The sequence below is a fragment of the Sedimenticola selenatireducens DSM 17993 genome (assembly GCF_000428045.1).
Taxonomy (GTDB): Bacteria; Pseudomonadota; Gammaproteobacteria; order Chromatiales; family Chromatiaceae; genus Sedimenticola; species Sedimenticola selenatireducens.
The window spans coordinates 126392-151213 of record NZ_ATZE01000008.1 but is presented as its reverse complement, the minus strand read 5'-3'; the positions used below and the strand labels follow the sequence as shown (position 1 = coordinate 151213).

Below are 24822 nucleotides of genomic sequence, written 5' to 3'. Positions count from 1 at the left end.
TACGATAAATTTTACGCCTAAAATCCGATACAGGGAATCAGGGAATCAATATGAAACAGCATAAAGATGCGCACGAGGCGCTGTCCGTCGTGTTGTCTGGTCAGCGGATATTCGTGCATGGAGCCGCTTCGACACCGCTGCGTCTGATCGATGGATTGGTCTCCCATGCCGGGCGGCTCCGGGATGTAGAGGTAATGCATCTGCACACTTTCGGTGATGCCGCCTATGCCGATCCCGCCTGTGCGGAGAGTTTCCGGGTGGCCAACCTGTTCGTCGGTGGCAATATGCGCCGCTACTATGACGGTGGCCGGGTAGACTATCTGCCCTGCTTTTTGTCTGAAATACCGGCGCTGTTCCGCTCCGGTGAACGGCCCATCGATGTGGCACTGATACATCTCTCACCACCGGATGACCACGGTTTCTGTACCCTGGGTTGCAGCGTGGATGTGGCACTGGAGGCGATACGCACTGCGCGTACCGTGATTGCCCAGATCAATCCACGCATGCCACGGGTACATGGGGACGGCTTTGTGCATATCTCCCGGATAGACCACTATATCGAAGTGGACGACCCAATACCGGAGGTGCCGCGCCCGGTTCTGGGGGAAGTGGAGCGGGCGATTGGTAGACATGCAGCGGCATTGATCGAGGACGGTGCGACCCTGCAGATGGGCATCGGCGCCATACCGGATGCGGTGCTGGGAGCCTTGCACGGCCATCGTCATCTTGGGGTGCATACCGAGATGTGGTCGGATGGTCTGCTGGACCTGATTGAGATCGGCGCGGTGGATAACTCACGCAAGAAGAGTCACCGGGGCAAAAGCGTCTCCGGCTTTATCATGGGTTCGAACCGGGTCTATGAGTATATCGATGATAATCCCTCGGTGATCCAGGCGCGCATCGACTGGGTGAATTCGCCCCATGAAATTGCCAAGAACCCGCGGGTCACCGCGATCAATTCGGCTGTCGAGGTGGACCTGACCGGCCAGGTGTGCGCCGATTCCATCGGCCACCGGATCATTTCCGGGGTGGGCGGGCAGATGGACTTCATTCGGGGCGCCTCGCTCTCGGAAGGCGGCAAACCGATCATTGCCCTGCCAAGCCGTGCGCGAAATGGTGCCTCTCGCATCGTACCGGCCCTGAGGTCTGGCGGCGGGGTGGTCACCACCCGTTCACACGTTCACTACATCATTACCGAATACGGGGTGGCCAATCTCTATGGTCGCACTCTCAATGAACGGGCAGAGGCGCTGATAGCCATCGCCCATCCTGATGACCGTGAAATGCTGGCGCGCGAGTGGCGCGCCATTCGCGCAGTGAGTGGTTGAGATCAGCATGGTATCGCTGTTTCCAGGGCCAAGTGTCGGCAAACGGAATGCCCATTTGGTTTCTTCTGGCATGAAAAGATACTTGTCGTTTGCGTAGCGATTATGAAATAAAACCTTCCAATATGTCTTTCTGACATATATCAAATCCCCCTCTAAGCACATGAGTCGCTGATTAAAATTCCCCATACCTTTTTCCTGGCATGGAAATTGTACTTAGCCCTGGAGTGACAGATCTGAAGCTGTCAGGTGAACAGACTTACAGAATAACTCACCTTCCAGGACCGACAATTGAGGTAGGGGTTAATGAACGACGAGCGCAATTTCGAGCAACTCGAGAAGAGACTGGGCGTATCGCGGCGGGACTTTATGAAGTTCTGTACCGGCGTGGCTGCGACCATGGGACTGACCACCAGCGATGCAATGGCGATGGCCAGTGCGGTTGCCAGTCCGAAGGCGAGGCCACCGGTGATATGGCTTCATGGTCAGGAGTGCACGGGCTGTACCGAATCCCTGTTGCGCTCCGAGCACCCCACCATTGAGACCCTGATCCTGGATCTAATCTCACTGGACTACCATGAGACCCTGGCGGCGGCCGCCGGTCATCAGGTGGAGGCGGCCAAGCAGGCCTCCATGAAGGCCAACAAGGGCAAGTACCTGCTGGTGATCGAGGGGGCCACGCCGGTCAAGGATGGCGGCATCTACTGCAAGATCGGCGGCAAGACCATGCTGGAGCATGTGAAAGAGGCGGCCGAGGGCGCCGCAGCCATTGTTGCCATTGGCTCCTGCGCCTCCTGGGGTGGCATTCCCTCCAGCGGCATCAATCCGACCGAGGCCAAGGGTGCGCCGGATATCCTGACCGACAAGACCGTGGTCACCATCCCCGGATGCCCGCCCAACCCCTATAACTTCCTCTCCACCGTGCTGCACTTTGTCACCTTCGGCAAGTTACCGGCACTGGATCACCTGAACCGACCCAGGTTTGCCTACGGCCGACTGATTCATGAGAACTGTGAGCGTCGTCCGCACTTCGATGCCGGCCGTTTCGCCCTGGAGTTTGGTGATGAGGGTCATCAGAAGGGCTACTGCCTGTACAAACTCGGCTGCAAGGGGCCCGAGACCTATGCCAACTGTCCCGCTGTTGAGTTCGGTGACGTGGGTGGCGGTGCCTGGCCGGTGGGCGTGGGCCACCCCTGCTTCGGCTGTACCGAGCAGGGTGTTGGCTTCACCAAGGCGATTCATCAACTGGCGGATGTGAAGACCCATGCGCCGCCTAATGCCTTCCCCTATGTCAACGACCGTCCGGGTACCAACAGCGCCACGCCGGGTGCCGCGGCACTGGTGGGTGGCGTGATTGGCGCCGCGGTCGGCGCCACTGCCATGGCGGCCAGGAAACTCGGCAAGAGCGAGCAGTCGGGTGACGGCGACAGCCAGGGTTAAGGGGGCGTTATGAAACGTAGAGATTTTCTCAAAGCCGCAGCCGGTGGCGCCGCCGCACTCTGCAGTGCCGGCAGTGCGGAGGCTCGGCCCAACAAGGAGCCGCTGGAGAATGCCATCGGCATCCTCTATGACGCGACCCTCTGTGTCGGTTGCAAGGCGTGTGTGCGGGCCTGCAAAGAGATCAACGGTCTGCCGCCGGTCATCATGGGTGAGGATGTGCAGTACGATGCCTCACGCGGTGTGTCCGGTTCCACCTACAACGTGATCAAGGTGTACAAGAACGGCACCTCGGAGGCCAAGGATCGGGAGATCGACGGCTTCTCGTTTGCCAAGAAGAGCTGCATGCACTGTGTCGATCCGGCATGCGTCTCCGGGTGTCCGGTTTCCGCGCTGACCAAGAATCCGGTCTCCGGCATCGTCCAGTACAACGCCGACACCTGTATCGGTTGCCGCAACTGCATGGTGGCCTGTCCCTTCAGTATTCCCCAGTACGAGTACCATGACGCCAAGGGGCAGATCCAGAAGTGCCTGTTCTGCAATCAGGCCGGGGTGGAGCGCATCTCCCAGGGTCTGTTGCCGGGCTGTGCCGATGTCTGTCCCACCGGGGCGACCCTGTTCGGTACCCGCAAGGAGTTGCTGGCGGAGGCCAAAAAACGTCTCGCCAGCAAGCCGGGCGAGACCTACACCTACGCCAGAGGCCGGGCGTCCGACGAACTGCATACGCATGAGAAGGATGCGCCAGCCTATCAGCAGCATATCTATGGCGAGCACGAGGTGGGCGGTACCCAGGTGATGCATATCGCCGGCGTGCCGCTGAAAAAGCTGGGTATGCCGGAACTGCCCGAGCGCTCCTACGCCTCGATCGCGGAAGGGGTTCAGCACACACTCTACAAGGGCATGATTGCACCGGCCATCGCCCTGGCGGGGCTGGCCTACGTGGTCAAGCGCAACACCAGTAAAACGGACCAGGATGACCCCGATGGTCAAAATAGTCGTCGTCCCGGGCCTAACAATGATAGAGGTGAACCATGAGTGAACATCAACAGGTGGAAGGTAAGATTCTTACCCTGCCATTCATGTTCCTGGGTGTACTGGCTGCGATTGGGCTCTATTTCCTCGGTGTGCGTTTTACCGATGGACTGGGTGCGGTCGCCAACATCAACTCGGGCTATCCCTGGGGTATCTGGGTGGTCTATGACGTGGTGGTCGGTACGGCCCTGGCCTGCGGCGGTTATGCCCTGGCCTTTGTCATTTATGTTTTCAACAAGGGTAAATATCACCCGTTGATCCGGCCGGCCATCCTGGCCAGCCTGTTCGGTTATGCGCTGGGTGGTTTTGGCGCCTTCTTTGACATGGGGCGCTACTGGCAGTTCTATAACATCGCCATGCCCTCCAACTGGAACTTCAACTCGGTCATGCTGGAGGTGGGGCTCTGCGTGATCACCTACATCTTCGTGCTGTTTATCGAGTTTGCTCCCGCCCTGCTGGAGAAGATCGGCGCGAAAAGTGCCCTGCGCTGGCTCAACAAGGTGCTGTTCTTCTTTATCGCCCTGGGTGTGCTGTTGCCCACCATGCACCAGTCGTCGCTTGGCTCACTGTTGATCATCATGGGGTCCAAGGTGCATCCGCTCTGGCAGTCGTTGCAGTGGCAGCCGCTGATGGCATTGTTGACCGCGCTGACCATGGGCTTCTCCATTGTGATCTTTGAGGCCTCGTTTGCCGCGGTTGGATTCAACCGGCGTCCCGAAACTCCGCTGCTGGCACGCTTGAGCAAGGCGATTATCTGGCTGATCTCAGTCTTCCTGGTGGTGCGGCTGGCGGAGCTGGTACTGCGGGGCAAACTCGGCTTTGCCTTCGCCGGTGACCTGGCGGGCAACATGTTCCTGCTGGAGATGGCACTGTTCATCTTCCCGCTGGTGGTGATGCTCTCCCGTGGCCGTCGTGATAATGCGCGACTGTTGCTGTTCGCCGCGGTCTCGCTGCTGTTCGCCGGTGCCCTGTATCGGTTCAATGCGTTCCTGATCGCCTATAACCCGGGTCCCGGTTACAGCTACTTCCCCTCGGTCCCCGAGATCATGGTGACCGTGGGTATCGTGGCGATTGAAATCATGGCCTATCTGGTCTTCGTTAAGAAACTGCCCGTTCTGCACTCTGCTGAACATGCGTAAGGCAGAACAGACATTCCTTAAGTAGGAGAGAATATTGTGGCTACTCGTATAACTGTTGATCCCGTCACCCGCATTGAAGGGCACCTGCGTATCGATGTCGAGGTTGAGGATGGCAAGGTCAATAATGCCTGGTCCTCGGGCCAGATGTGGCGGGGCATCGAGAAGATCCTGGTGGGGCGTGATCCGCGTGACGCCTGGGTGTTCACCCAGCGTATCTGCGGTGTCTGCACCACGGTACATGCGCTCACCTCGGTGCGGGCGGTGGAGAACGCGCTCAACCTGGAGGTGCCGCTGAACGCCCAGTTCGTGCGCAACCTGATTGTGGCGGCCCAGGCGGTGCATGATCATATCGTGCACTTCTATCACCTCTCCGCGCTGGACTGGGTGGACGTGGTCTCGGCCCTGGATGCCGATCCCAAGGCCACCGCCAAGCTGGCGGAGAGCCTCTCCTCCTGGGGTGGCAACGGACCCCATGAAATGCAGGCGGTGAAGGACAAGCTGGCGTCCTTTGTCTCCAGCGGCCAGTTGGGACCATTCGCCAACGGCTACTGGGGACACCCGGCCATGAAGCTGCCGCCGGAAGTGAACCTGCTGGCGGTTGCCCACTATCTCCAGGCGCTGGAAGTGCAGCGCTACGCCAACAAGATCGTTACCATCCTGGGTGGCAAGACGCCGCATATCCAGAATCTGGCGGTGGGCGGTGTTTCCAACTCCATTAACCTGGACAGCCAGTCGACCCTGAACATGGAACGTCTGCTGGCGATCAAGGGCTGGATCGACAAGCTGGCCGACTTCGTACACAACGTCTACCTGGTGGATGTGCCGGCCGTCGGCGCCTTTTATCTGGACTGGGCCGGTTACGGCCAGGGCGTGACCGACTACCTGTCGGTACCGGACATGCCAATCGACACCAAGGGGACCCAGTTCGCCCTGCCTGGCGGTTATATCACCGGTGGCGACCTGAGCACCTTTAAACCGATCAGCAGCTATCAGGATGCGCTGTTCCGCGACGGTGTGAAGGAGAGTTCCAAACATGCCTGGTACGAGGGTGATGCGGCACTGCACCCATGGGAAGGTGAGACCGAGCCCCAATACACCGACTTCCAGGACGAAGGGCAGTACTCCTGGATCAAGTCGCCCACTTTCTACGGCAAACCGGCCCAGGTCGGCCCGTTGGCCAACGTGCTGTGCATGGCGGCGGCTGGCCACGAGTCCACGTCCAAACATCTCAAGACCGCCATGGGCACCCTGAATGCGGTGGCCGGGCAGGAGATCCCGCTGGCGGCGCTACACTCCACCATCGGTCGTCATGCGGCCCGTGCGGTGCGCACGGCAGTGATGCTGGACAACATGAACGAGCAGTGGAACATGCTGGTGGAGAATATCGGCAAGGGCGATACCGACACCTTCAACCAGCCGGTCTTCCCCAAGGGCGAGATCAAGGGCTTCGGTTTCCACGAGGCACCGCGCGGCGTGCTCTCCCACTGGGTGGTGATCAACGATGGCAAGATCAAGAACTACCAGTGCGTGGTCCCCAGTACCTGGAACGCCGGCCCACGTAACGAGAATGACGCCATGGGCCCCTACGAGGCCTCATTGATGGGCAACCCGGTGGCCGATCCCGAGCAGCCACTGGAAGTGCTGCGTACGGTGCACTCGTTTGATCCCTGTATCGCCTGTGCCATCCACCTGGTGGATACCGAGCAACAGGAGATCATCAAGGTCAAGGCGCTTTGAGCATCTGAAACTCTGAGAGCATCTGAACAGTGCTGGATGCCTCCTTCCCTCTCTCCCTGTCCGGGGAGAGAGGGTTTTTTCCAGGATGGAACATTGGCCCGCCAACAATGGGTGTCGATGTAGGTTGGGGTGAGGAACGAACCCCAACACGCTGATGCATACGCCTGAAATCTTGTTGGGATTCGCAGGCTCATCCCAACCTACGGGCTCTGGAACCGGCAAAAAGCAAGTAACCGCGAAGTACGCGAAGCACGCCAAGGAAAACCGATTCCTTTACTTAATCTTTGCGCTCTTGGCGTTCTTGGCGGTTGTGATGCAATCTATGGAGTTTACGGTTTGTTTCCAGGGCGTGGTGGAAGAATGGGTATGGCCTTGGGTTTGCCCCCGTGGCTCCTGATCGATGTGGAGACGATATGAGCGTAGTGGTGATTGGACTGGGTAATGTGCTGCTATCCGATGAAGGGTTGGGTGTTCGCGCTGTTGAACTGCTGGAACAACGCTATAGCCTGCCAGAGTCGGTGGAGCTGATCGATGGCGGCACCTCGGCCATAGATCTGCTCAACCCGCTCAGTAACAATGAACACGTCATCATCGCTGACTCGGTCAAGACCGGCGCGCCGCCCTGCACCCTGGTACGCCTGGCGGATGACGAGGTCCCAAATTTTTTTCAGACCAAGATCTCGCCTCACCAGATCGGCCTGTCTGATCTGCTGGCGTTGCTGACCGTACAGGGCCAGGCGCCGAAGAAGATCACCATTATCGGCATGGTCCCGGAGTCTCTGAAAACCCACATTGGCCTGAGCGACGGAATCAATGCCAAAATGGATGAGATGGTGGAACTGCTGGCGGATGAACTGCGATCACTTGGCATTGCGATAAAACCCAGGCAGGATGGCGTCCGGGGCTTCTGGGCAGAAGCGGGTCAATAGAGAGAAACAGACAAGGTTGGATAAACATGTGTATCGGTATTCCAATGCAGGTGATCGAGCAGCGCGATCTGATGGCGCTGTGCCGTGGACGCGGGCGTGAAGAGATGGTCAATACCATGCTGATCGGTCCGCAGGAACCGGGCACCTGGATTCTCAATTTTATCGGTTCGGCTCGTGAAGTACTGACCGAGGCCGAGGCGAAACAGACCAATGACGCCCTGGATGCGCTGGAGCAGATCATGAGTAGTGACGGAGAGGTGGATGTGGATAGCTACTTTGCCGACCTGACCGATCCCAACCGCAAGCCCGGCAGCTTTCCCAACGACCCGAGTTGATACGCCCATGACCCGATCCGCCTTTTTTGCCGCCGACCCGGCAGCCGAAATCACCCGTGCCTTTCGCCGGATCGAGCAGAACCAGATGCAGGGGTTGCCGGTCTGCAATGATCGGCTGACGACGGAGATTGTCGGGCTGCGTCGATTTGAACAGTACTGGGCCGGCGCGCTGATCACCCCCTGGACTCTGCAACTGATCCTGCTGCCGGCGACTGCCGAGGCCGAAGAGTTGGCAGAAGGTGATCACCGGACTTTTGTGTTTCCCCAGGGAAGCGTTGTATTCATGGCTTCGGAGAACCCCGACCTGGGGGTCTACCTGGCCTGTTCCCTGATGTCGCCACTGCACGATTTCCCCTCCCAGGAGACGATCAAAAGCACCGCTGAAGAGGTGATGACGCTGCTGTTCCAGCCCCCGACGGAACAACCGTCCGGCGAGTCGGTGAAGGTGGCCATGCCGGGGCGGCTGGATATTGAACGGGAGGCAAAATCCGCAGAGAAAAAAAGCGGCACCCGGCGTGATTTTCTCCGCGGCATGATGAAATAAGTCACCGATATCTTTGGCACGCGGTCAGCGCTCTGGCCGGTCGATCCAGAGGATTGGGGGAACCTGCCATCAACGCAGCAGTCTCACGGGTAGACAAGCGCGCGGATGATCAGGGACTATGAAAAACATAACACGCAGGAAATTTGTTCTCACCTCGGCAGGTCTGTTGGTCGTCTATACGGTACCGACGCTAAGCGCGTTGCGGCCACTGACACCCCGCCAGACCCCCGGTCCTTTCTATCCCAAACAACCCCCCCTGGATAATGACAACAACCTGGTCCAGGTTGCCGGTAGCGATACATCAGCCCAGGGACAGATCACCGATCTGTACGGACGAGTTCTGGATCGCAACGGCCATCCGTTGGATGGGGTTCGCGTCGAGATCTGGCAATGCGATAACAACGGGCGTTACCACCATCCGAACGACCAGGCACGGCGACCGCTCGACCCGGGGTTCCAGGGTTCTGGTCATACCGTGACCGACAGTGAAGGGCGCTATCGTTTTCGCACCATCCATCCGGTGCCTTATCCCGGGCGCACGCCCCACATTCATGTCGCCGTGTTCCCGGAGGGACGCGCCCCCTTCGTCACCCAATTCTATGTCGCGGGCGAGGCCAAAAACGCAGATGATTTTCTCTACCGTGCGATCCCACAAGAACGCCGCCACCTGGTAAGCGTCGATTTCAGGTCGGTGGAACTGAGTGATGTACAATGGATGGCCGAGAAGGATATTGTTCTTGAAGTTACCCCTGCCTGAATCAGCGGTTTACAAACACCCCCCGCTATCGCCGGGGGGTGTTTAATGGGCAGGGCTATTTTTTTGCTCTGTCCCAATTATATGTTGGTCTTGTTTTGACTTGGCTTGGCGATTCGCCCGGTAGGAGCGGCGCCTCGCCGCGAATTCGGCCAGGGGCGGGCCTCCTACAGGTCAAACCCCTCTCCGGCGGCCAAGCGTAGCGGTAGGAGTGGCTTCAGCCGCGAATTTCGCGGATAAATCCGCTTCTACAAAAAGGCCACTTCTCATGCACCAGGTAACTGGGACATGGCCTATTTTTTGACCACATCTCTATAGGCGTGCCAGGAGGCGTGAGCCACGACTGGGAATCCGATGGCAAGCCCCACATATAGTGTGAAGAAACCGCCCACGATCACCAGCACAATCAATCCGGCCCAAACCAGCATCGGTACCAGGTTAAAGCGGAAAGCCTCGAAACTGACGCGCATGGCGCTCATGACATCCACATCCTCGCGATCCAGCAGCATGGGAACGGAAACCACGCTGAAGGAGAACACGGCCAGAGCGAACATCGCGCCCACCAGGGTTCCGACGGCCAGCATCGGCATATTCTCCAGCGAGAACAGATAGGGAACGACGTTTTCCATGGTCGGGGTGATACCGCTGTTCATCAACATGAAGATCAGGCTTGCCGCCAGAAACCACGCGATGAAACAGACCGCCATGGCCGCGCCCATGGTACTGATGGCGAAGCTGTGTTTGCCGATGGCGCGCAATGCGTGCATGAAATTGGCCGGTTCGCCATTTTCAACACGTCGGCTGACCTCGTACAGACCCAGGCCCAGGGCTGGTGCCACCAGGAAAAATCCCCCGAGCAGTATCGGCAGCAGATAGAACAGTCCGGTCGCAACAGTGCCCAGAGTGAGCAGGTAGCTGGCGATGGTAATCAGTACCCCATAGCCGATACTGGTGGCTGGAGTGCGTTTCAGATCCTGCCAGCCGGCGACCAGCCAACGCCAGGGATGGTCGGTGGTGATGTCCTCTACTTGAGCGAGTTTCCGGTGGTCGGAATAGGTACTCAAAATGGTGTGACTCATGGTTCACCTCCAGCGTATTCGAACAGTGCAGGAATGATAGTTTTCCTACTGCCAGAGTATAGCAGTCGGATATTGACCTTTTGCGGGAATAACCCCGGAGAATAGTGTTCTCGTCCCGTCGCGGGGTAGGTCTGAATGGCTGATTCGGGTTATTTGCATGCCGGGTAGGATAAGGTAATTATTATCCGCTGAGTTTGGGGCTTTGCGAGCGATAGTTGGCCTTTGTCCGGCATCGTTAAGAAATTATTTCACCTCGCGTTTGTTGTCTGGTAACCTACTGAGAAGGTAAGGAATATTCGCTTGGCGGGATGCTGAAAAACACACCAAAACAATATCCAGATGGGTCAATCAGGACATGGCCGGAGGCAATGCCTGACACGGAAAAGTCGCTTTTTACAAATAATGCGCGAGCAACATTTCTCAAGAAATGCGCGAGACGCATAATCAGCTGTTAGCCCATAAATGCCGTAGTGACTTGAAGCTATTATCGATAAGAAATGGAGGAGGTAAAAAATGACACCCCAGAAAAAGCAGGTCTCTAAGAAAAAGGTTGTAAAAAAGAAGGTAACAAGGAAATCGGCTGCGCAATCTAAACAACGCGCACAGAAACAGATCTCGTCTCAAGATTTGCCAAAGAAGTCGTTGCAAGATGCCTTAAGTATAGCTAAAACAATCAACGACCATTACGCAGGTAAAAATGCGTCTTGGGAAGATATTGCTAAAGCAATGGAATTTTCTGCTAAAAACCCAAACAATAAATACCTGCTGTGGTCAGCATCAGCGTACGGCATAATTCACTCAGACGAATCCGGAACATATAAGATTTCAGAGACAGGTCGAAAAATATTATCGCCTACTTATGAGGGTGAAGATAGAGAAGGTAAAGTCAAGGCAATTGCAGCCCCCAAAATTCTCGCACAATTTTATTCAGACTATTCTGGGTCAAAGTTGCCAAACGGGGAAATCTTTAAAAATGTACTTGAGCAAAAGTACCACGTCCCTAAAGCGAGAGTTGATGAGACCATTCAGCTTATTCTTTCAAATGCTCGTTTTGCCGGTATGCTTGATGAAAGCGATGAGAATGCATTTGCGTTGCGATCAAGTAATGCTGCCGTAGGGATCGGAAGTGAAGACAATCAAACATCGGATGTTACCTACACAGATACAACTTCAAGTCTGGCAGATCTAACTGAATCTGATTATTCAAAAGCATGCTTCATAATAACGCCTATCGGCGATGAGGGGAGTGATCAACGAAAGCATGCAGATGCAATGTTAAAACATCTTATTACTCCAGTCCTAAAAGAAGCAGGTATAGATGTTGTTCGCGCGGACAATATAAGTAAGCCTGGACATGTAACCAAACAAGTTGTAGAGCATATAGCATACAGCCGTCTATGCATTACTGATCTATCTTTCGGAAATCAAAACGCTCACTACGAACTGGGCATACGGCATGCGTTCAAGCTCCCATCAATACAAATCATTCGAAAAGGGGACAAAATTCCATTTGATGTGCAACAAGGTAGAACAATAATTATCGACACGTCTGACCCATATACGATTATGGACCGAATCGCCTCGGCTAGAGCGGAGCTTACAGAGCATGTAAGAGCACTTCTAGATAGTAAAGAGAAAACCGATGAGAGCCCTGTTTCTATGTACTTACCGAAACTCACCGTAAAAATGGGCTAACAATGCGCGCCACGCGGACGCTTCGCGCCGGTGCGCTTTGTCGTTAGAAGCTTAGGGAAGATTTGAGTATGAGTAAAATTCCTTGGGGTCCAATTCGGTCCTCATTAGTAAACAATTTTTCTTTCGGGCTCATAAAAGAAATCGTTGGATATGCAGATATCGACATGTCCAAGCTCGCGCATTTGGAGCAAAGATCTCAAGGTGGAGCAACGAAATCACAGCTCTTGAGTGAGATTGACCAGCAGATCGGCGGCTTGAGTGAGAAGCAGCAAAGCCACGTTGCCTCTATATGTTGTGAGGAGATGCTCATTCGTAGATCGGACCTTGAATCCGAATTGGAAAGAGTTCTGTCTAGAGTGGGATGGAAGTTCCAGAATAACCGTTTACTACCCATCGATGTTTTCGATATTTCAGAACTTTTGGAGCTTCCAGAGCAAGCTCATGAAGATTTACTAAAAGCCGCAACTAGGCTACGAGACGGCGACCTAAGTGGGGCTTTGTCAGCATCTTCTGGCGCAATAGATTCGGTAACACTATCAATCTATCAGGTGTTCAGTTTAGGAGATCCTCATAAGGCTTCGTTTCAAGAACGAATAAGCCAATCGATTAAGGCAATTGGTGCGCAAGAAAACCTGGAAAAGGAATTGCAGGCTATTGGTTGGCCTGATTCGGATATTACACCATTTATAAAGAACTTTAGTGGCTCTCTGAACCAAGCAGCGTTCATTATGCAGAAACTGCGGTCCGCAATGGGCGATGTGCACGGTTCAAAACCCGTCATAAAGTCAGTTATTTATGATTCAATAAAATGGTCGGCCCTTATTCTGAGGGTTTTGGCAGTGAGAAAAAGCTTCTAACCAGTAGCGCCAGTCGGACCGGTTTGTCACGCTGCGCGCGCCAAACCGGCCGCTGAAAACCAATGGGGTCGGAGTCATTGGTTTTACGAATAAGGGCACTTCACTTGCGGTTGACTGTGCCTTCGACGATGTTACCGAAGGGCTCAACCCGCAGTACGTCCTGGATACCCCCCGGACCAATGACTCTGATCCTATTGATTCCCATATGCAAGTGATTTAAGTGGGCGCATATCGCGCCATATGACTTCTGAAGAAAGCTTTAAGGATGGCCAAAGAAAATGATACTTTTTGACAAAAAACCGAAAATGGCTGTTTTTGAGGTTTTTCTACAGCCTCGTTAAGTGCTCTCACCACCTTCAGGAAGAAGTATGTCTCTTAGAAAGAAACGAAGAGAAATAGAAAGACTAATTGCTGCTTTTGAAGCAGAATCAGACAAATTTCATGATTTAAAATTTAAAAAATTCTTGTTTTCACCTGAGAAATTCAAGGATGAGAAATTTGAATCGCCTAATCATACTATTATGCTTTGGCAATACTATGGCGATATAGATATAAAAGATGAGCTTCCACAGCTCATGAAAGATATACAAACAAGTGACTTGCAGTGGGGAATGAGAGGAGCAAAACTTTCATCATTTGCTGTTCTTGAAGGAGAGGCTTGTAAACTATTTGCTAGGATGGCAAATAGAGCCGGAAGTTTATTTAATAAAAATGAAGCAGAGAAGATTAAAAGTAGAACTGTAGCGGAAATAGTTGGAGGTCAACGAGCTGACCCCAAAACAACAATCACAATTGTAAACGACAACCCATTGGCGATCTGGGTTAATTATCTTCTTTATCACCTATCATTAGTTCACCCAGGCAGAGAAAGTGCAAAATATATTCAGCCTGATCCCTTCTCGTTATCATTACTTGCTCTTGAACGCTTACTAGAAAAGCCAGAAGTTACAAAGGTAGATACATCATTGAAAAAAGTTGAATCGATTAACTTTAAAGTGGCATTATCTTTTCCTGGAGAGAAAAGATCATATGTCTCAAATATTGCCGACATACTAAGAGCATCTTTGGGTGATAACCAAATGTTTTATGATTTTGACTATCAATCTCAAATAGCCAAGCCCAATGCTGATACATTAATTCAAAATATCTACAGAAACCAATCAGACTTAGTTGTAGTTTTCTTCTGTAAAGAATATGCAGAAAAAGAGTGGTGTGGACTAGAATGGCGGGCTGTGAGAGATATTATAAAGTCTAAAGATAGTGATAGAGTGATGTTTGTACGCTTCGATAATGAAGAAATTGAAGGTGTATTTTCAATAGATGGTTATATTGATGCCAATAACTTCTCAGAAAAGAAGGTTGCCCAGTTCATCCTAGAAAGGATTCAGTTGCAATCTTAAAAAGGCACTTAACAAGTCAAAGCACGCGGATTTGTAAATGCTGTCACTTTTTTTAAAAAAAACTCAAAAAAACCGCCAATATTCACAAACCGGTGTTTGATGCGTTGAGCTAAAAAGGCAGTATTTTCTCGTCTGCAAAGAGATACACGCCCATGAAACTGCTGTTTGTCGGGAGCCGTTCGGCTCAATCCGCTGCCTCCCTGGCGGCGCTGCTGGAGAGTAATGCGTCCCCCGATATGCTGTTTATCGATGGTCCGGACAGTGGTGGTTACGGAGCGGATGGGCGTCTGCCGCCGCTGATCACAGCGGAAGATCAAGCCGGGGTGTTGGAACTTGCCGCTGCGCACGGCATTGCGGCAACCAGCGGATCATCACAGCAACTGCAGCAGATTGTCCAGATCGACCGTCCGGAGCGGGTGCTGGTCTCCTGCTATCCGCACCGGATATCACCGGCACTGCTGGAGGGTGTGCCGCTCGGCTGGCTGAATATCCATCCCTCGTTGTTGCCGGATTATCGCGGTGTTAATCCCATTTTTTGGCAACTGCGCGATGGGCAGGCCGGTATCGGGGTGACCCTGCATCGTATGAACCGGTTGCTCGATCTTGGCCCTATTATCGATCAATGCAGTTTTGAGCTGACTGATTTTCCGGACTATATGGAGATCTGTCGGCGTGTGGGGCGTTGCGGGGTGGGGCTGTTTCTGGCGTATCTGGAAAACTACAGCAAGGGACGGTCCGGTGAGTCCGTGCAGGATGCGGAGTCGGGTAGCCGGCAGGGCCATCCCCGGCCGGAGGACTTCGCGATTGACCCCGGCTGGTCCGCTCGACGGGTAGTGCGATTCGTGAAGGGGGTCAGGGGTTTGGGCGTCCCCTTCCTGGAGACGCACGCCGGTCGCGATCCGATTCAGGACGCGTCGCTTGCCGCGAGCGGTCACTCGGCACAACCTCTGCCGGGTGAGCGGCTGATTCACTGCTATGATGGTAGTGTGGTGCTGCGCGTCTTAACGAGGAGGGGTGGTGAGTCGTCCGATCAAAATTCCCGTGGATAATTACCAACTGGTTGAAACCTGCCTGCAGGAACAGCTACCTGGCGGCACGGTCCGCTGTGGACTCTGCTCCTGGCGCTGTAAGCTGAGTCATGGGCAGCGCGGATTCTGTCAGGCTCATGTCAACCGCAATGGTACTCTGTATAACCTCTCTTACGGCATCCTCTCGTCGATTGATGTCAATCCTATCGAGGCCAAACCGGTGCGCCATTTTCGACCGGGTACCCGGGTGCTCTCGGTAGGCAGCTACGGCTGCAGTTTTCGTTGCGGCGGCTGCCACAATCTGGAAATCTCCTGGGGCGTGACGGCTCTGGATGAACTGGCCAGAGGGGCTTCCACCGAGGCCTTTATCACCCCGGACGAACTGGTCCAGGCGGCCCTGCGTGAGGGTGTGGAGGGGATCGCCTTTACTTACTCGGAACCGGCGGTCTGGTTGGAGTACATACTGGATGTGGCTCCGCTGGCGCATCAGGCCGGACTCTATACCGTCTATGTCAGCAACAGCTTCATCACCCCGGAGGCGCTGGTTCGGGTGGCCCCGCATATCGATGTGCTCTGTTCCGACATCAAGAGCCTGCGGGATGATTTCTATCACGAGATCTGTCCCACCGCTCGGGTCGAGCAGGTGCTCAGTGCCATAGAAATGGCCCAGGAACTGGGGATTCATGTGGAGACGAGAACCAACGTGATCCCGGGCAAGAATGACGACAGGGATGAGCTTTACCGCATCGCCTGTTGGGTGCGTGATCACCTGGGTGAAGAGAGCCCCTGGCACATTACCCGTTTTTTCCCGGCCTACAAGTTGTCGCATATTCCACCGACTCCCGTGGAGACCTTGTGGCAGGCGCATGCGGAAGCGCAACGGGCGGGGTTGAAAAATGCCTATGTCTATGCGGATACCGGCTGTGACTGTGCCATGGAGAACAAACCCCTTCAGGCCTATTTTCCGGAAAAATCGCTGCAGTTGAACGCAGTGAAAAAGTGCAGTGCCTCCTGTTGCGGAGAGGAGGGTGTGCTGTTGAAAAAGTATGAGTAGTCTTTTTGTACAGGGTAATTGACTATGAAACGAATGGTTGAATGTGTGGTGCTCAAACGCAAGGCAGAGGGATTGGACAAGCCACCGCATCCGGGTGAACTGGGTGAGCGAATCTATGAGAATGTCTCCAGGGAGGGTTGGCGGCAGTGGCTTGATCGCCTGGTGATAATCGTCAATGAAAACGGCCTGAGCACCGCTGATCCAAAAAATCTGTCACTGATTGAGCAGCATATGCTCGGTTTTCTGTTTGGGGAGGGCGATTATGGTCAGCTCCCGGCAGGCTATCGTGCTGGTGGCGGTAAGAAGTAGCGCGACCGTTTTCAGCTATTCAGCAGGGGGTCGATAGTAATATCCAGCGCGCGATGGGCGTTGCGCAGGGCCTGCTCTGCCGCTTGCGGCGTGTCGGCGGTGCTGTAGATAAAGCCGAGATAACTGGATGCTTCTGGCAGGGTCTCAACGACCTGTCCGGACTCCATACTAATACGGATATCGGTAATGTGGGGCAGTGTCCTGATCTCCTGTACGCCGTTGATACGACGCAGGACGCCGGCGCGGGGGATGGGGATCATTAGTACGCCCGATGCCCCCGACCGCCGTTCGACAGGCAGCGGGTTACCCATCGCGGCGGCCAGTACATACTCTTCCAGGGGGCGTGCCAGAACCGCATCCAGGCTCCTGCTGCACTCCCCGCCGATGGTGCGGGAGGCGATTTCCAGAATCCATACCTGATTCCCATCAATTCTCAGCTCTGCATGCACCGGCCCCTGGTGCAACCCATAGACCCGACAGGCATCCGCTACCGTCTGCCTGATGCGCTGCTGGATCGCATCAGGGAGTCGCGAGGGGGTGATGTAATAGGTCTCCTCAAAATAGGGCCCGGTGAGCGGGTCTGGTTTGTCAAACAGGGCCAGCGGTGTGAATACCCCTTGTTGCAGTAGTCCTTCCAGGGCTACCTCCTGGCCCGGCAGGTAGCGCTCGATCAGCAGGGTCTGGCGTTCAATGGGGTTACTTAACGGCGCAATAATCCGGGCGATGATCCGACACGCCTCGGCCGCTTCATCCGGATCGTTGGCGCGGATGACGCCGCGACTGGCGGAGAGACTGACCGGTTTCAGTACCACGGGGTAGGGGAGTCCCTGCAACTGGGGCGTAATCTCCCGGGCAAGATCCAGCTGCCAATGCTCCGGCACGGGCAGTCCCGCTGCCTTTAGCTGTCCGCGTGCCAGGTCCTTTCGGTGGCTGAGGGTTGCGGAGGCGATGGAGTTGGTGGGCAGCCCCAGGCGGGTGGCGATGCGTGCCGCCAGTTCCACGGTGCTGTCGTCACTTGCGACCACCCCGCTGAACGGAGTGGTCTGCGCCTGGGCGATGATGGTATCGAGTAGTTCCGAGGGTTCTGTAAAGTCGCCCTGAATGCCGTCGGCCACTTCACGGGTCAGTGAATAGCGGCTGTCGGAAACAATGGTCAGTGATACACCCAGCCGTTCTGCCGCCTTCAGATAGGGGGCCAGGCGATAGCTCTGGCCCGGGCTGATCAGCAACAACCGGGACTGCATCTGCGTCAGGTTCAGGCACAACCCCCGCCGCCACCCCCGGAGGCACCGCAGCCACCGCAGCCGCCGCTCCCGCCGATGTTCTGGAACACATTGCGGAATACAATGCTGCTGTTGAGCCCTTGAGTCTGATAATCCACCTCGACCCCTTCCAGAACGCCCAAGGCCACCGGATCGACAAAGATCTTCAGTCCATCCTGCTCCAGGACGCAGTCGATCTCCTGGGGACTCTCCACGAAGGTCAGGCCATAATTCATACCGCTACAACCCCCGCCATAAATGAAGATGCGTATGCCGACGATGTCTTCCTCATTCTGGACCAACTGGATCAGCTGATCCCTTGCCTCCGGTGTCACACGTACCTCATCGGTGATCTGGTGACTGAACGTGGCCTTCTCTTCGGTTCTTTCCCGTTGAAATAAACCCATAATTAATCTCCTGCGCGGATATTTAAGAACATAACTAACTTGCCTGGTATGACCATGGATCGGTGTATAGGTTACAAGCTAGCACGAATTCGGCTGCATACAACCGGGTTTCGGCTGCTGTTTTCGCTCACTCTGTTGAGGCTTCCCGATCCTGGGGGGTGGTGATTATTCTTGTGGCAGGTTTTCTATGTGCACACCGCGTTGCCGTGTCCGTGATTAACGGGCGTTGACGGCCAACGCAGATCATTTGAATGCGATGGTATTCTTATTATTAACCAGCCACGCATTTGACGACATAGCGCAATAATTGTTAGTATTCTAAATTATTCATATTGAATGAAATTATTTAAAATGAATAATAATCAATATGTTATATATTGTTGCTGTGTACATTCCTGTTAAATCAATTTTGATACACAGCATATTTTGTTTAAGTGGTACAGCACGTGGAATCAACATAGTCCACTAATCAATTCAATCGCTTGGCTCTCTATCCGCGGGCAAGTGACAGGTTGTGAACCAAGCAGCCACCTCATCCGGAAAGTGATAACTATATGCAGCAATCGCCTGTCAAGGTTCAAGTAAAGAATCTATTCAAGATCTTTGGAAAAAACCCGAAGGAAGCGCTTCGTCTGGCCAGGCAGGGTGTGGATAAAGAGACCGTTTTTGAAAAGACCGGTCATGCGGTGGGCGTCAATAACGCCTCCTTCGATGTCAAGGAGGGCGAGATATTTGTCGTCATGGGGCTGTCCGGCTCCGGCAAATCGACCATGGTGCGCTTGCTCAACCGGCTGATTGAGCCCACGGCGGGTGAGGTGCTGGTGGATGGCCGGGATATCGCCTCCATGACGGATGAAGAACTGCGCGATCTGCGGCGCAGGGACATGAGCATGGTGTTCCAGTCGTTTGCGCTGATGCCGCACCTGACGGTATTGCAGAATGCCGCATTTGGGCTGGAACTGGGTGGTACTCCGTTGAATGAACGTCTGCAACGGGCCGAAGAGGCGTTGCAGCAAGTGGGACTGGATGCCTGGGGCGAGAGTTTTCCGCATGAACTTTCCGGCGGGATGCAGCAGCGGGTCGGCCTGGCCAGGGCGCTGGCCAACGATCCTTCCGTGCTGCTGATGGATGAGGCGTTCTCCGCGCTTGATCCGCTGATTCGCTCCGAAATGCAGGATGAGCTGCTCAATCTGCAGGAGACCCGTCAACGCACCATTATATTTATTTCCCACGATCTGGATGAAGCCATCCGCATCGGTGATCGCATCGCCATCATGGAGGGCGGTCGCGTGGTACAGGTGGGGTCGCCAGATGAGATTCTGCGCAACCCGGCCGATGACTATGTGCGCTCCTTCTTCCGTGGGGTGGATGTTTCGACGGTGTTTACCGCGGGTGATATCGCACGCAAGACCCAGGTCACTGTGATTGAGCATGGTGGTATTGGTGCGCGGGCGGCACTGGAACGATTACGGCAGCATGATAGGGAGTACGGCTATGTGATTGATCGGGGACGGCGCTTTGCCGGGATTGTCTCGGTTGATTCCCTGAAACAAGAGCTGCAAAACGATGACCCGCACCTGAAGAATGCCTTCATACCGTCGGTTGAAACGGTACAGCAGGATGCTTCGCTGGGCGACCTGTTTGGTCCGCTGGCCCAACACGGCTACGGACTGCCCGTGATATCCAGCGACGGGCGTTATATCGGCACGGTGAGCAAGGCCACCATGCTGGAAACTTTGGACAGGCAGGCCAGGTGATTGAATTATGAGCAGTGAGAACAGCAGTAATCCCTGGGCCGCCTCCGGAAGCAGTGACAACGTCGTCGGTACGCCCACACCCGATACATCCGCTGCCGCGCCCGCGGCCAATCCCTGGGGGACGGGTGCCCAGGCACCCCAAGAGCCGACGGCCAACTGGCTGGATACACAACAGGCGCCGCTACCCGAGGATGCTTTCAACTGGCTCGATCCCTTTGCCCAGAAACTGATCCCACTGGATATCTGGGTGGATCAGGGACTGGAGTGGCTGGTGGATAATTTCCGTCCGGCTTTTCAGGCGGTGCGCTGGCCGATTGATGCCACCCTAACTGGAATCGAATCCGCCCTGCTGGCAGTGCCATCCATTGTCATGATCATCCTGTTCGGTCTGATTGCCTGGCAGGTGAGTGGCCGACGCCTGGCGTTGGCGACGGTAGGCTCTCTGGCATTTGTCGGCCTTATCGGTGCCTGGCCGGAAGCGATGGTAACCCTGGCGCTGGTGCTGACCTCGGTCTTTTTCTGCATTCTGTTCGGTCTGCCGACCGGCATCATGCTTGCCCGCAGTGACCGGGCTGAATCCACCCTGCGACCAATTCTGGACGCGATGCAGACCACCCCCGCTTTTGTCTATCTGGTACCGGTGGTGATGCTGTTCGGCATCGGCAATGTGCCGGGTGTGGTGGTGACCATTATCTTTGCCCTGCCGCCGCTGATCAGGCTCACCAACCTGGGCATCCGGCAGGTGCCGGCTGACCTGGTGGAAGCGTCCCGCTCATTTGGTGCGTCACCCCGCCAACTGCTGTTCAAGGTACAGCTGCCACTGGCCATGCCCACGATTATGGCGGGTGTGAACCAGACCCTGATGCTTGCCCTCTCCATGGTGGTGATCGCCTCCATGATTGCCGTGGGTGGACTGGGACAGATGGTGCTGCGCGGTATCGGAAGGCTTGATATGGGACTGGCGGCCGTCGGTGGTGTCGGCATCGTGCTGCTGGCCATCGTCCTCGATCGCATCACCCAGGCGATGGGTGAGCAGGAGCGCAAGCAGCCGGCGGCACGCTGGTATCAGACCGGGCCGCTGGGTTTTGTCATGGGCCTGCTCAAGTCCGGTAACAAGTCACAAGCCAACCCGCAGTAGGGCTTGGCGGAGTACCTAGAGTTAAGAACAATGAGGAAGATTATGAGACTGAATAAATTGAAGAGGATGCTACAACTGACCACCGCAGCAGCGGTGCTCTGTCTTGGCGGAACCACTCTGGCAGCAGATCTGCCGGGCAAAGGCGTAGAGGTTCAACCGCTGAAGAGTTCCATTGCCGAAGAGACCTTCCAGACCCTGGTGGTGATGAAGGCGCTGGAAGCACTGGGTTACGAGGTGAAGCCGATCAAGGAGATCGAATACGCCGCCGGACATATCGCTATCGCCAATGGCGACGCCACTTTCCTGGCGGATCACTGGGATCCGCTACATGTGGATTTCTACAACAAGGCCGGTGGCGACGAAAAGCTCTACCGTGAAGGGGTCTACTCCGGTGGTGCGTTGCAGGGTTACCTGATCGACAATAAGACTGCCGACAAATACGGCATCAAAAATGTTGCCCAGTTGAAGGACCCGAAAATCGCCAAACTGTTCGACAGCAACGGTGATGGCAAGGCGGATCTGGCCGGTTGTAACCCGGGCTGGGGCTGCGAAAAGGTCATTGAACATCACCTGGACGCCTATGGGCTGCGTGATACCGTGGTCCATAACCAGGGCTCCTACGGCGCCATCATTGCCGACACCATTGCCCGTTACAAACAGGGTGACTCCATCTTTTACTACACCTGGACGCCCTACTGGGTGAGTGGTGTGCTGGTGCCGGGCAAGGACGTGGTCTGGCTGCAGGTGCCGTTCTCCAGTCTTCCCGGTGCGCGTGAAAATGTGGACACCAGCCTGCCGGATGGCAGCAACTATGGTTTCCAGGCCAACACCCAGCGCATTATTGCCAATCGCGCCTGGGCAGAGGCCAATCCGGCGGCCGCGAAACTTTTTTCCATTATGCAGTTGAGCAATAACGACATCAGTGCGCAGAACCTGCGCATGCGTGACGGTGAAAAGAGCGCCGCCGATGTCGAACGCCATGCGGACGCCTGGATCAAGGGGCATCAGGCGACGTTTGATGGCTGGATTGCCGAGGCGAAGAAAGCCGCCATGTAATCGAATATATCGATGTATATCCATAGGGGCCCTTGGGGCCCCTTTTTTATTGCCGTATCCGTATTGGGTTTAGTGGGAAAACTACGTCACCAGGTGTGTCGCAGTATTCACTGCTCGGCTGTTCCACCCTGCTGGAGGGTATTGCCTGCGTAGTGCAGGCGCAGGGCGATCCATTCGGCGAGCTTGAGTTGAATCAGGTAATTGATGCTGCCCTCTGGAAACAGTCCATCTTCATCGGGTACGCCCGCCGGCAGACCAGTTAGCAATTCCATCGCCTGCTCCACATGATCCACCGCGTGGACATTGAAAAGACCCGCTTCGGCCGCTTCGAGAATCTCCTCCTTCAACATCAGGTCTTTTATGTTGGAAGAGGGAATGATCACGCCGTGCTGTTTGTTCAGCCCGCGTGCCTTGCAGATATCGAAAAATCCCTCGATCTTCTGGCAGACACCGCCAATTGCCTGCATCTGCCCGTGTTGATTGATGGAGCCGGTAATCGCCATGGATTGCCTCAAGGGGATATCGCCAATCGCCGATAGCAGGACGCAGAGTTCAGCCGCGGAGGCGCTGTCACCCTCGATTTCACCATAGGTCTGTTCAAATACCAGGCTGGCGGTTACCGAGAGGAGCTGGTTTTTTGCATAGCGTTGCCCAAGATAGGAGGAGAGAATCATCACTCCCTTGGAGTGAATGGGACCGCCCTGTTTGGTTTCCCGCTCGATGTCGATAAATTCACCCCCGCCCATGCGAGCCGTGGCGCTGATGCGCGTGGGGGCTCCAAAGGCGTGATCGCCCAGTTGCAGATAGGAGAGGCCATTGATCTGGGCCAGCTGTACCCCACTGGTTTCGATACGCAGGGTGCCGTTCAGAATGGCCTCCTGCAGATGTTGCTGGTACTGATTGCCCCGGAAGATCTGCGCCTGGATGGCGGCGTCCACGTCGATCCGGCGAATACGGCTGCCACCCCGCTGCTCGGCGCGATAATTGGATTCCTGCAACAGATCGAGCAGGCTGCTCAGCTTGAGGGAGATCTTGTCGTTGTGGTTGGCTAGCCGGACCAGCTGTTCGATAATGCGTGCCACGCCATCACGGGTGATGACCCGGATTCCTTCGCGCTTCTGCAGTGTGGCAATGAGCCGGGCGTAGAGCAACTCGTTCTCATCTTCCCGGGAGAGCTGTTCCGAGAAGTCCGCCGACACCTTGAACAGCAGTCCGAACTCCGGGTCATACTGTTTCAGCAGATAGAAGAGCATCCGGCTGCCGATCAACACCACCTTCAGATCCATCGGAATGGTTTCAGGTTCCAGTGAAATCGTGCTGATCAGACTCAACTGTCGCTCCAGTGATTCGATACGAATCTCGCGGGAGCGGATGGCTCGCTTCAGGCCATCCCAGGCAAACGGGTTGGTGAGAACCTTTTCGGCATCCAGGATCAGGTAGCCACCGTTGGCCCGGTGCAGGGCGCCCAGCTTGATCAGGGTGAAATCGGTCTGCAGGGTGCCATAGCGGGCCAGGTGTTCGATGCGCCCCAACAGATTCTGGTAGGTGGGATTGTCTTCAAAGATAACCGGTGCGCCCTGTGTTTCGGCATTGTCCACCAGTACATTGATTCGATAGCGGGTGAATTCAGGGTCCTGCGAAGTGAAGTTCTTCTCCTCAGACTCTCCAGCCTGACGAAACATGTCGACGTTTTCAATAATGTCCTGCTTGGTCTGGGCGAGATAGGCGCTGATCTTGGCGTTGCTCCGGTAGCGCTCCTCCAGTTCATTGATGAATTCGGTCACGGTCAGTTCCATGGTCTCCCGGTTCAGGCGACTGAACTGCTGCTGCATCTCGCGCTGCCACTCCGGCACGTGGCTCATGGTCTCCTTCAGCTCCTGTTTCATCTCCTCCATGGCGTTGCCCAGCTGTTTCTGTTCTGCTTCCGGCAGATGGTTGAACTCCTCCGGCGTGAGCATTTTTCCCTCTTTATGCGGGGCCAGGGTGAATCCGGTAGGCCCCTGCATCAGCCGGATATTCAGGCTCTCGGCCTTTTCTCTCAAACGTTGCACCATAACGTTTTCACGCATGCTGAACTCATCCTGAATCTCCCGGGCCTGGCGCTGGTACTCATCACCGCGGAAGGCGGCGGGTATCGCCTTGATCAGGTTGTCGATCAACTGTGCCATGTCGTGGCGCAGGCTGCTGCCCATGCCTGGAGGAATGCCCAGTGTAGTGGGGTTGTGTGGATGCTGGTAATTGGCGACGTAGCACCAGTCCAGTGGCGTGGGGGCCTCCATCGACTGTTTGATCAGCGCCTCACGGACCAGGGTATGACGGCCCAGTCCGTTGGAGCCCATGACATACAGGTTGTAACCGGAGTGGGGCATGCCGACACCAAAACGGATCGATTCAAGCACCCGCTCCTGCCCGATGGTTTCCGCCAGATGCTCCAGCTCGGCGGTGGTTTCAAAGGTAAACAGTTCTGTCTTGCAATTGTGATAAAGCTCTGCTGGCTTCAACAACATGTCCGGTGACTCCTGGCTTGTCGGTTGGTCCGTTGAATGTC

General features: G+C 55.3%; 22 protein-coding genes. 18 read left to right on the top strand and 4 right to left on the bottom strand.

Features of this window, described 5'->3' with window-relative positions:
• The first annotated feature begins 50 nt into the window (after positions 1-50).
• From A3GO_RS0107240 to A3GO_RS0107195, 9 genes are all read left to right on the top strand, one after another.
• A complete protein-coding gene (locus tag A3GO_RS0107240; RefSeq protein WP_029132838.1) occupies positions 51-1328 on the top strand; it encodes an acetyl-CoA hydrolase/transferase family protein in 1278 nt (425 codons plus the stop codon).
• A gap of 303 nt (positions 1329-1631) precedes the next feature.
• Complete coding sequence (locus tag A3GO_RS0107235; protein ID WP_029132837.1) at positions 1632-2765, top strand: hydrogenase small subunit; 1134 nt, start codon at positions 1632-1634, stop codon at positions 2763-2765.
• A 9-nt stretch (positions 2766-2774) separates the two neighbouring features.
• Positions 2775-3797 (top strand): hydrogenase 2 operon protein HybA, encoded by a 1023-nt coding sequence (gene hybA / locus A3GO_RS0107230; RefSeq protein WP_029132836.1) that lies wholly within the window; start codon positions 2775-2777, stop codon positions 3795-3797.
• A complete protein-coding gene (gene hybB / locus A3GO_RS0107225) occupies positions 3794-4933 on the top strand; it encodes a Ni/Fe-hydrogenase cytochrome b subunit (RefSeq protein WP_029132835.1) in 1140 nt (379 codons plus the stop codon). Before hybA ends, hybB begins: the two co-directional genes overlap by 4 nt.
• Positions 4934-4969: 36 nt before the next feature.
• Positions 4970-6670 carry a nickel-dependent hydrogenase large subunit gene (locus A3GO_RS0107220; RefSeq protein ID WP_029132834.1) on the top strand — a complete coding sequence of 567 codons (1701 nt, stop codon included), beginning with the start codon at positions 4970-4972 and terminating at the stop codon, positions 6668-6670.
• Positions 6671-7083: 413 nt separating this feature from the next.
• Positions 7084-7599, top strand: a complete 516-nt coding sequence (locus tag A3GO_RS0107210) for a HyaD/HybD family hydrogenase maturation endopeptidase (RefSeq protein WP_029132832.1) — start codon at positions 7084-7086, stop codon at positions 7597-7599.
• Positions 7600-7625: 26 nt separating this feature from the next.
• A complete protein-coding gene (locus tag A3GO_RS0107205) occupies positions 7626-7934 on the top strand; it encodes a HypC/HybG/HupF family hydrogenase formation chaperone (RefSeq protein WP_029132831.1) in 309 nt (102 codons plus the stop codon).
• Between the two features lie 7 nt (positions 7935-7941).
• Entirely contained in the window at positions 7942-8478 is a 537-nt protein-coding gene (hybE, locus tag A3GO_RS25260) for a [NiFe]-hydrogenase assembly chaperone HybE (protein ID WP_029132830.1), read from the top strand.
• Between the two features lie 118 nt (positions 8479-8596).
• Positions 8597-9235: a dioxygenase family protein gene (locus A3GO_RS0107195; RefSeq protein ID WP_029132829.1), complete on the top strand. Its 639-nt coding sequence runs from the start codon at positions 8597-8599 to the stop codon at positions 9233-9235.
• A 290-nt stretch (positions 9236-9525) separates the two neighbouring features.
• Here A3GO_RS0107195 and A3GO_RS0107190 read toward each other — a convergent pair whose 3' ends face one another.
• On the bottom strand, positions 9526-10311 hold the full coding sequence (locus A3GO_RS0107190; protein WP_029132828.1) for a DUF2189 domain-containing protein: 786 nt from the start codon (positions 10309-10311) through the stop codon (positions 9526-9528).
• 513 nt (positions 10312-10824) lie between these two features.
• Between A3GO_RS0107190 and A3GO_RS25255 the strand changes: the two genes are divergently transcribed.
• The 6 genes from A3GO_RS25255 to A3GO_RS0107160 all read left to right on the top strand — a co-directional run bounded on the left by A3GO_RS25255 (position 10825) and on the right by A3GO_RS0107160 (position 16654).
• On the top strand, positions 10825-12006 hold the full coding sequence (locus tag A3GO_RS25255; RefSeq protein WP_051301929.1) for a hypothetical protein: 1182 nt from the start codon (positions 10825-10827) through the stop codon (positions 12004-12006).
• A 68-nt stretch (positions 12007-12074) separates the two neighbouring features.
• Positions 12075-12863: a hypothetical protein gene (locus tag A3GO_RS0107180; RefSeq protein WP_029132827.1), complete on the top strand. Its 789-nt coding sequence runs from the start codon at positions 12075-12077 to the stop codon at positions 12861-12863.
• A 368-nt stretch (positions 12864-13231) separates the two neighbouring features.
• Positions 13232-14263: a TIR domain-containing protein gene (locus A3GO_RS0107175; RefSeq protein WP_029132826.1), complete on the top strand. Its 1032-nt coding sequence runs from the start codon at positions 13232-13234 to the stop codon at positions 14261-14263.
• A gap of 152 nt (positions 14264-14415) precedes the next feature.
• Complete coding sequence (locus tag A3GO_RS0107170) at positions 14416-15312, top strand: formyltransferase family protein (protein WP_029132825.1); 897 nt, start codon at positions 14416-14418, stop codon at positions 15310-15312.
• Positions 15281-16345, top strand: a complete 1065-nt coding sequence (gene amrS / locus A3GO_RS0107165; protein WP_169720375.1) for an AmmeMemoRadiSam system radical SAM enzyme — start codon at positions 15281-15283, stop codon at positions 16343-16345. Before A3GO_RS0107170 ends, amrS begins: the two co-directional genes overlap by 32 nt.
• 24 nt (positions 16346-16369) lie before the next feature.
• Positions 16370-16654, top strand: coding sequence for an oxidative damage protection protein (locus tag A3GO_RS0107160; RefSeq protein ID WP_029132823.1), 285 nt, complete (start codon positions 16370-16372; stop codon positions 16652-16654).
• An 11-nt stretch (positions 16655-16665) separates the two neighbouring features.
• On the opposite strand, the gene A3GO_RS0107155 is transcribed toward A3GO_RS0107160, so the two are convergent.
• Together A3GO_RS0107155 and A3GO_RS0107150 are read right to left on the bottom strand one after the other, a co-directional pair.
• Positions 16666-17919, bottom strand: coding sequence for an ATP-grasp domain-containing protein (locus A3GO_RS0107155; protein WP_084609883.1), 1254 nt, complete (start codon positions 17917-17919; stop codon positions 16666-16668).
• Complete coding sequence (locus A3GO_RS0107150; RefSeq protein ID WP_051301927.1) at positions 17910-18323, bottom strand: HesB/IscA family protein; 414 nt, start codon at positions 18321-18323, stop codon at positions 17910-17912. The genes A3GO_RS0107155 and A3GO_RS0107150 overlap by 10 nt, the downstream gene beginning before the upstream one ends.
• A 554-nt stretch (positions 18324-18877) precedes the next feature.
• Here A3GO_RS0107150 and proV point away from each other — a divergent pair.
• From proV to proX, 3 genes are read left to right on the top strand one after another with little or no spacing between them, the layout of a single operon-like run.
• Positions 18878-20080: a glycine betaine/L-proline ABC transporter ATP-binding protein ProV gene (gene proV / locus A3GO_RS0107145; protein ID WP_029132820.1), complete on the top strand. Its 1203-nt coding sequence runs from the start codon at positions 18878-18880 to the stop codon at positions 20078-20080.
• 7 nt (positions 20081-20087) lie between these two features.
• Complete coding sequence (proW, locus tag A3GO_RS0107140; RefSeq protein ID WP_029132819.1) at positions 20088-21218, top strand: glycine betaine/L-proline ABC transporter permease ProW; 1131 nt, start codon at positions 20088-20090, stop codon at positions 21216-21218.
• 42 nt (positions 21219-21260) lie between these two features.
• Positions 21261-22274: a glycine betaine/L-proline ABC transporter substrate-binding protein ProX gene (gene proX, locus A3GO_RS0107135; protein ID WP_335340016.1), complete on the top strand. Its 1014-nt coding sequence runs from the start codon at positions 21261-21263 to the stop codon at positions 22272-22274.
• 107 nt (positions 22275-22381) lie between these two features.
• On the opposite strand, the gene A3GO_RS22940 is transcribed toward proX, so the two are convergent.
• On the bottom strand, positions 22382-24781 hold the full coding sequence (locus A3GO_RS22940) for a Lon protease family protein (RefSeq protein ID WP_037374842.1): 2400 nt from the start codon (positions 24779-24781) through the stop codon (positions 22382-22384).
• Positions 24782-24822: the final 41 nt, after the last annotated feature.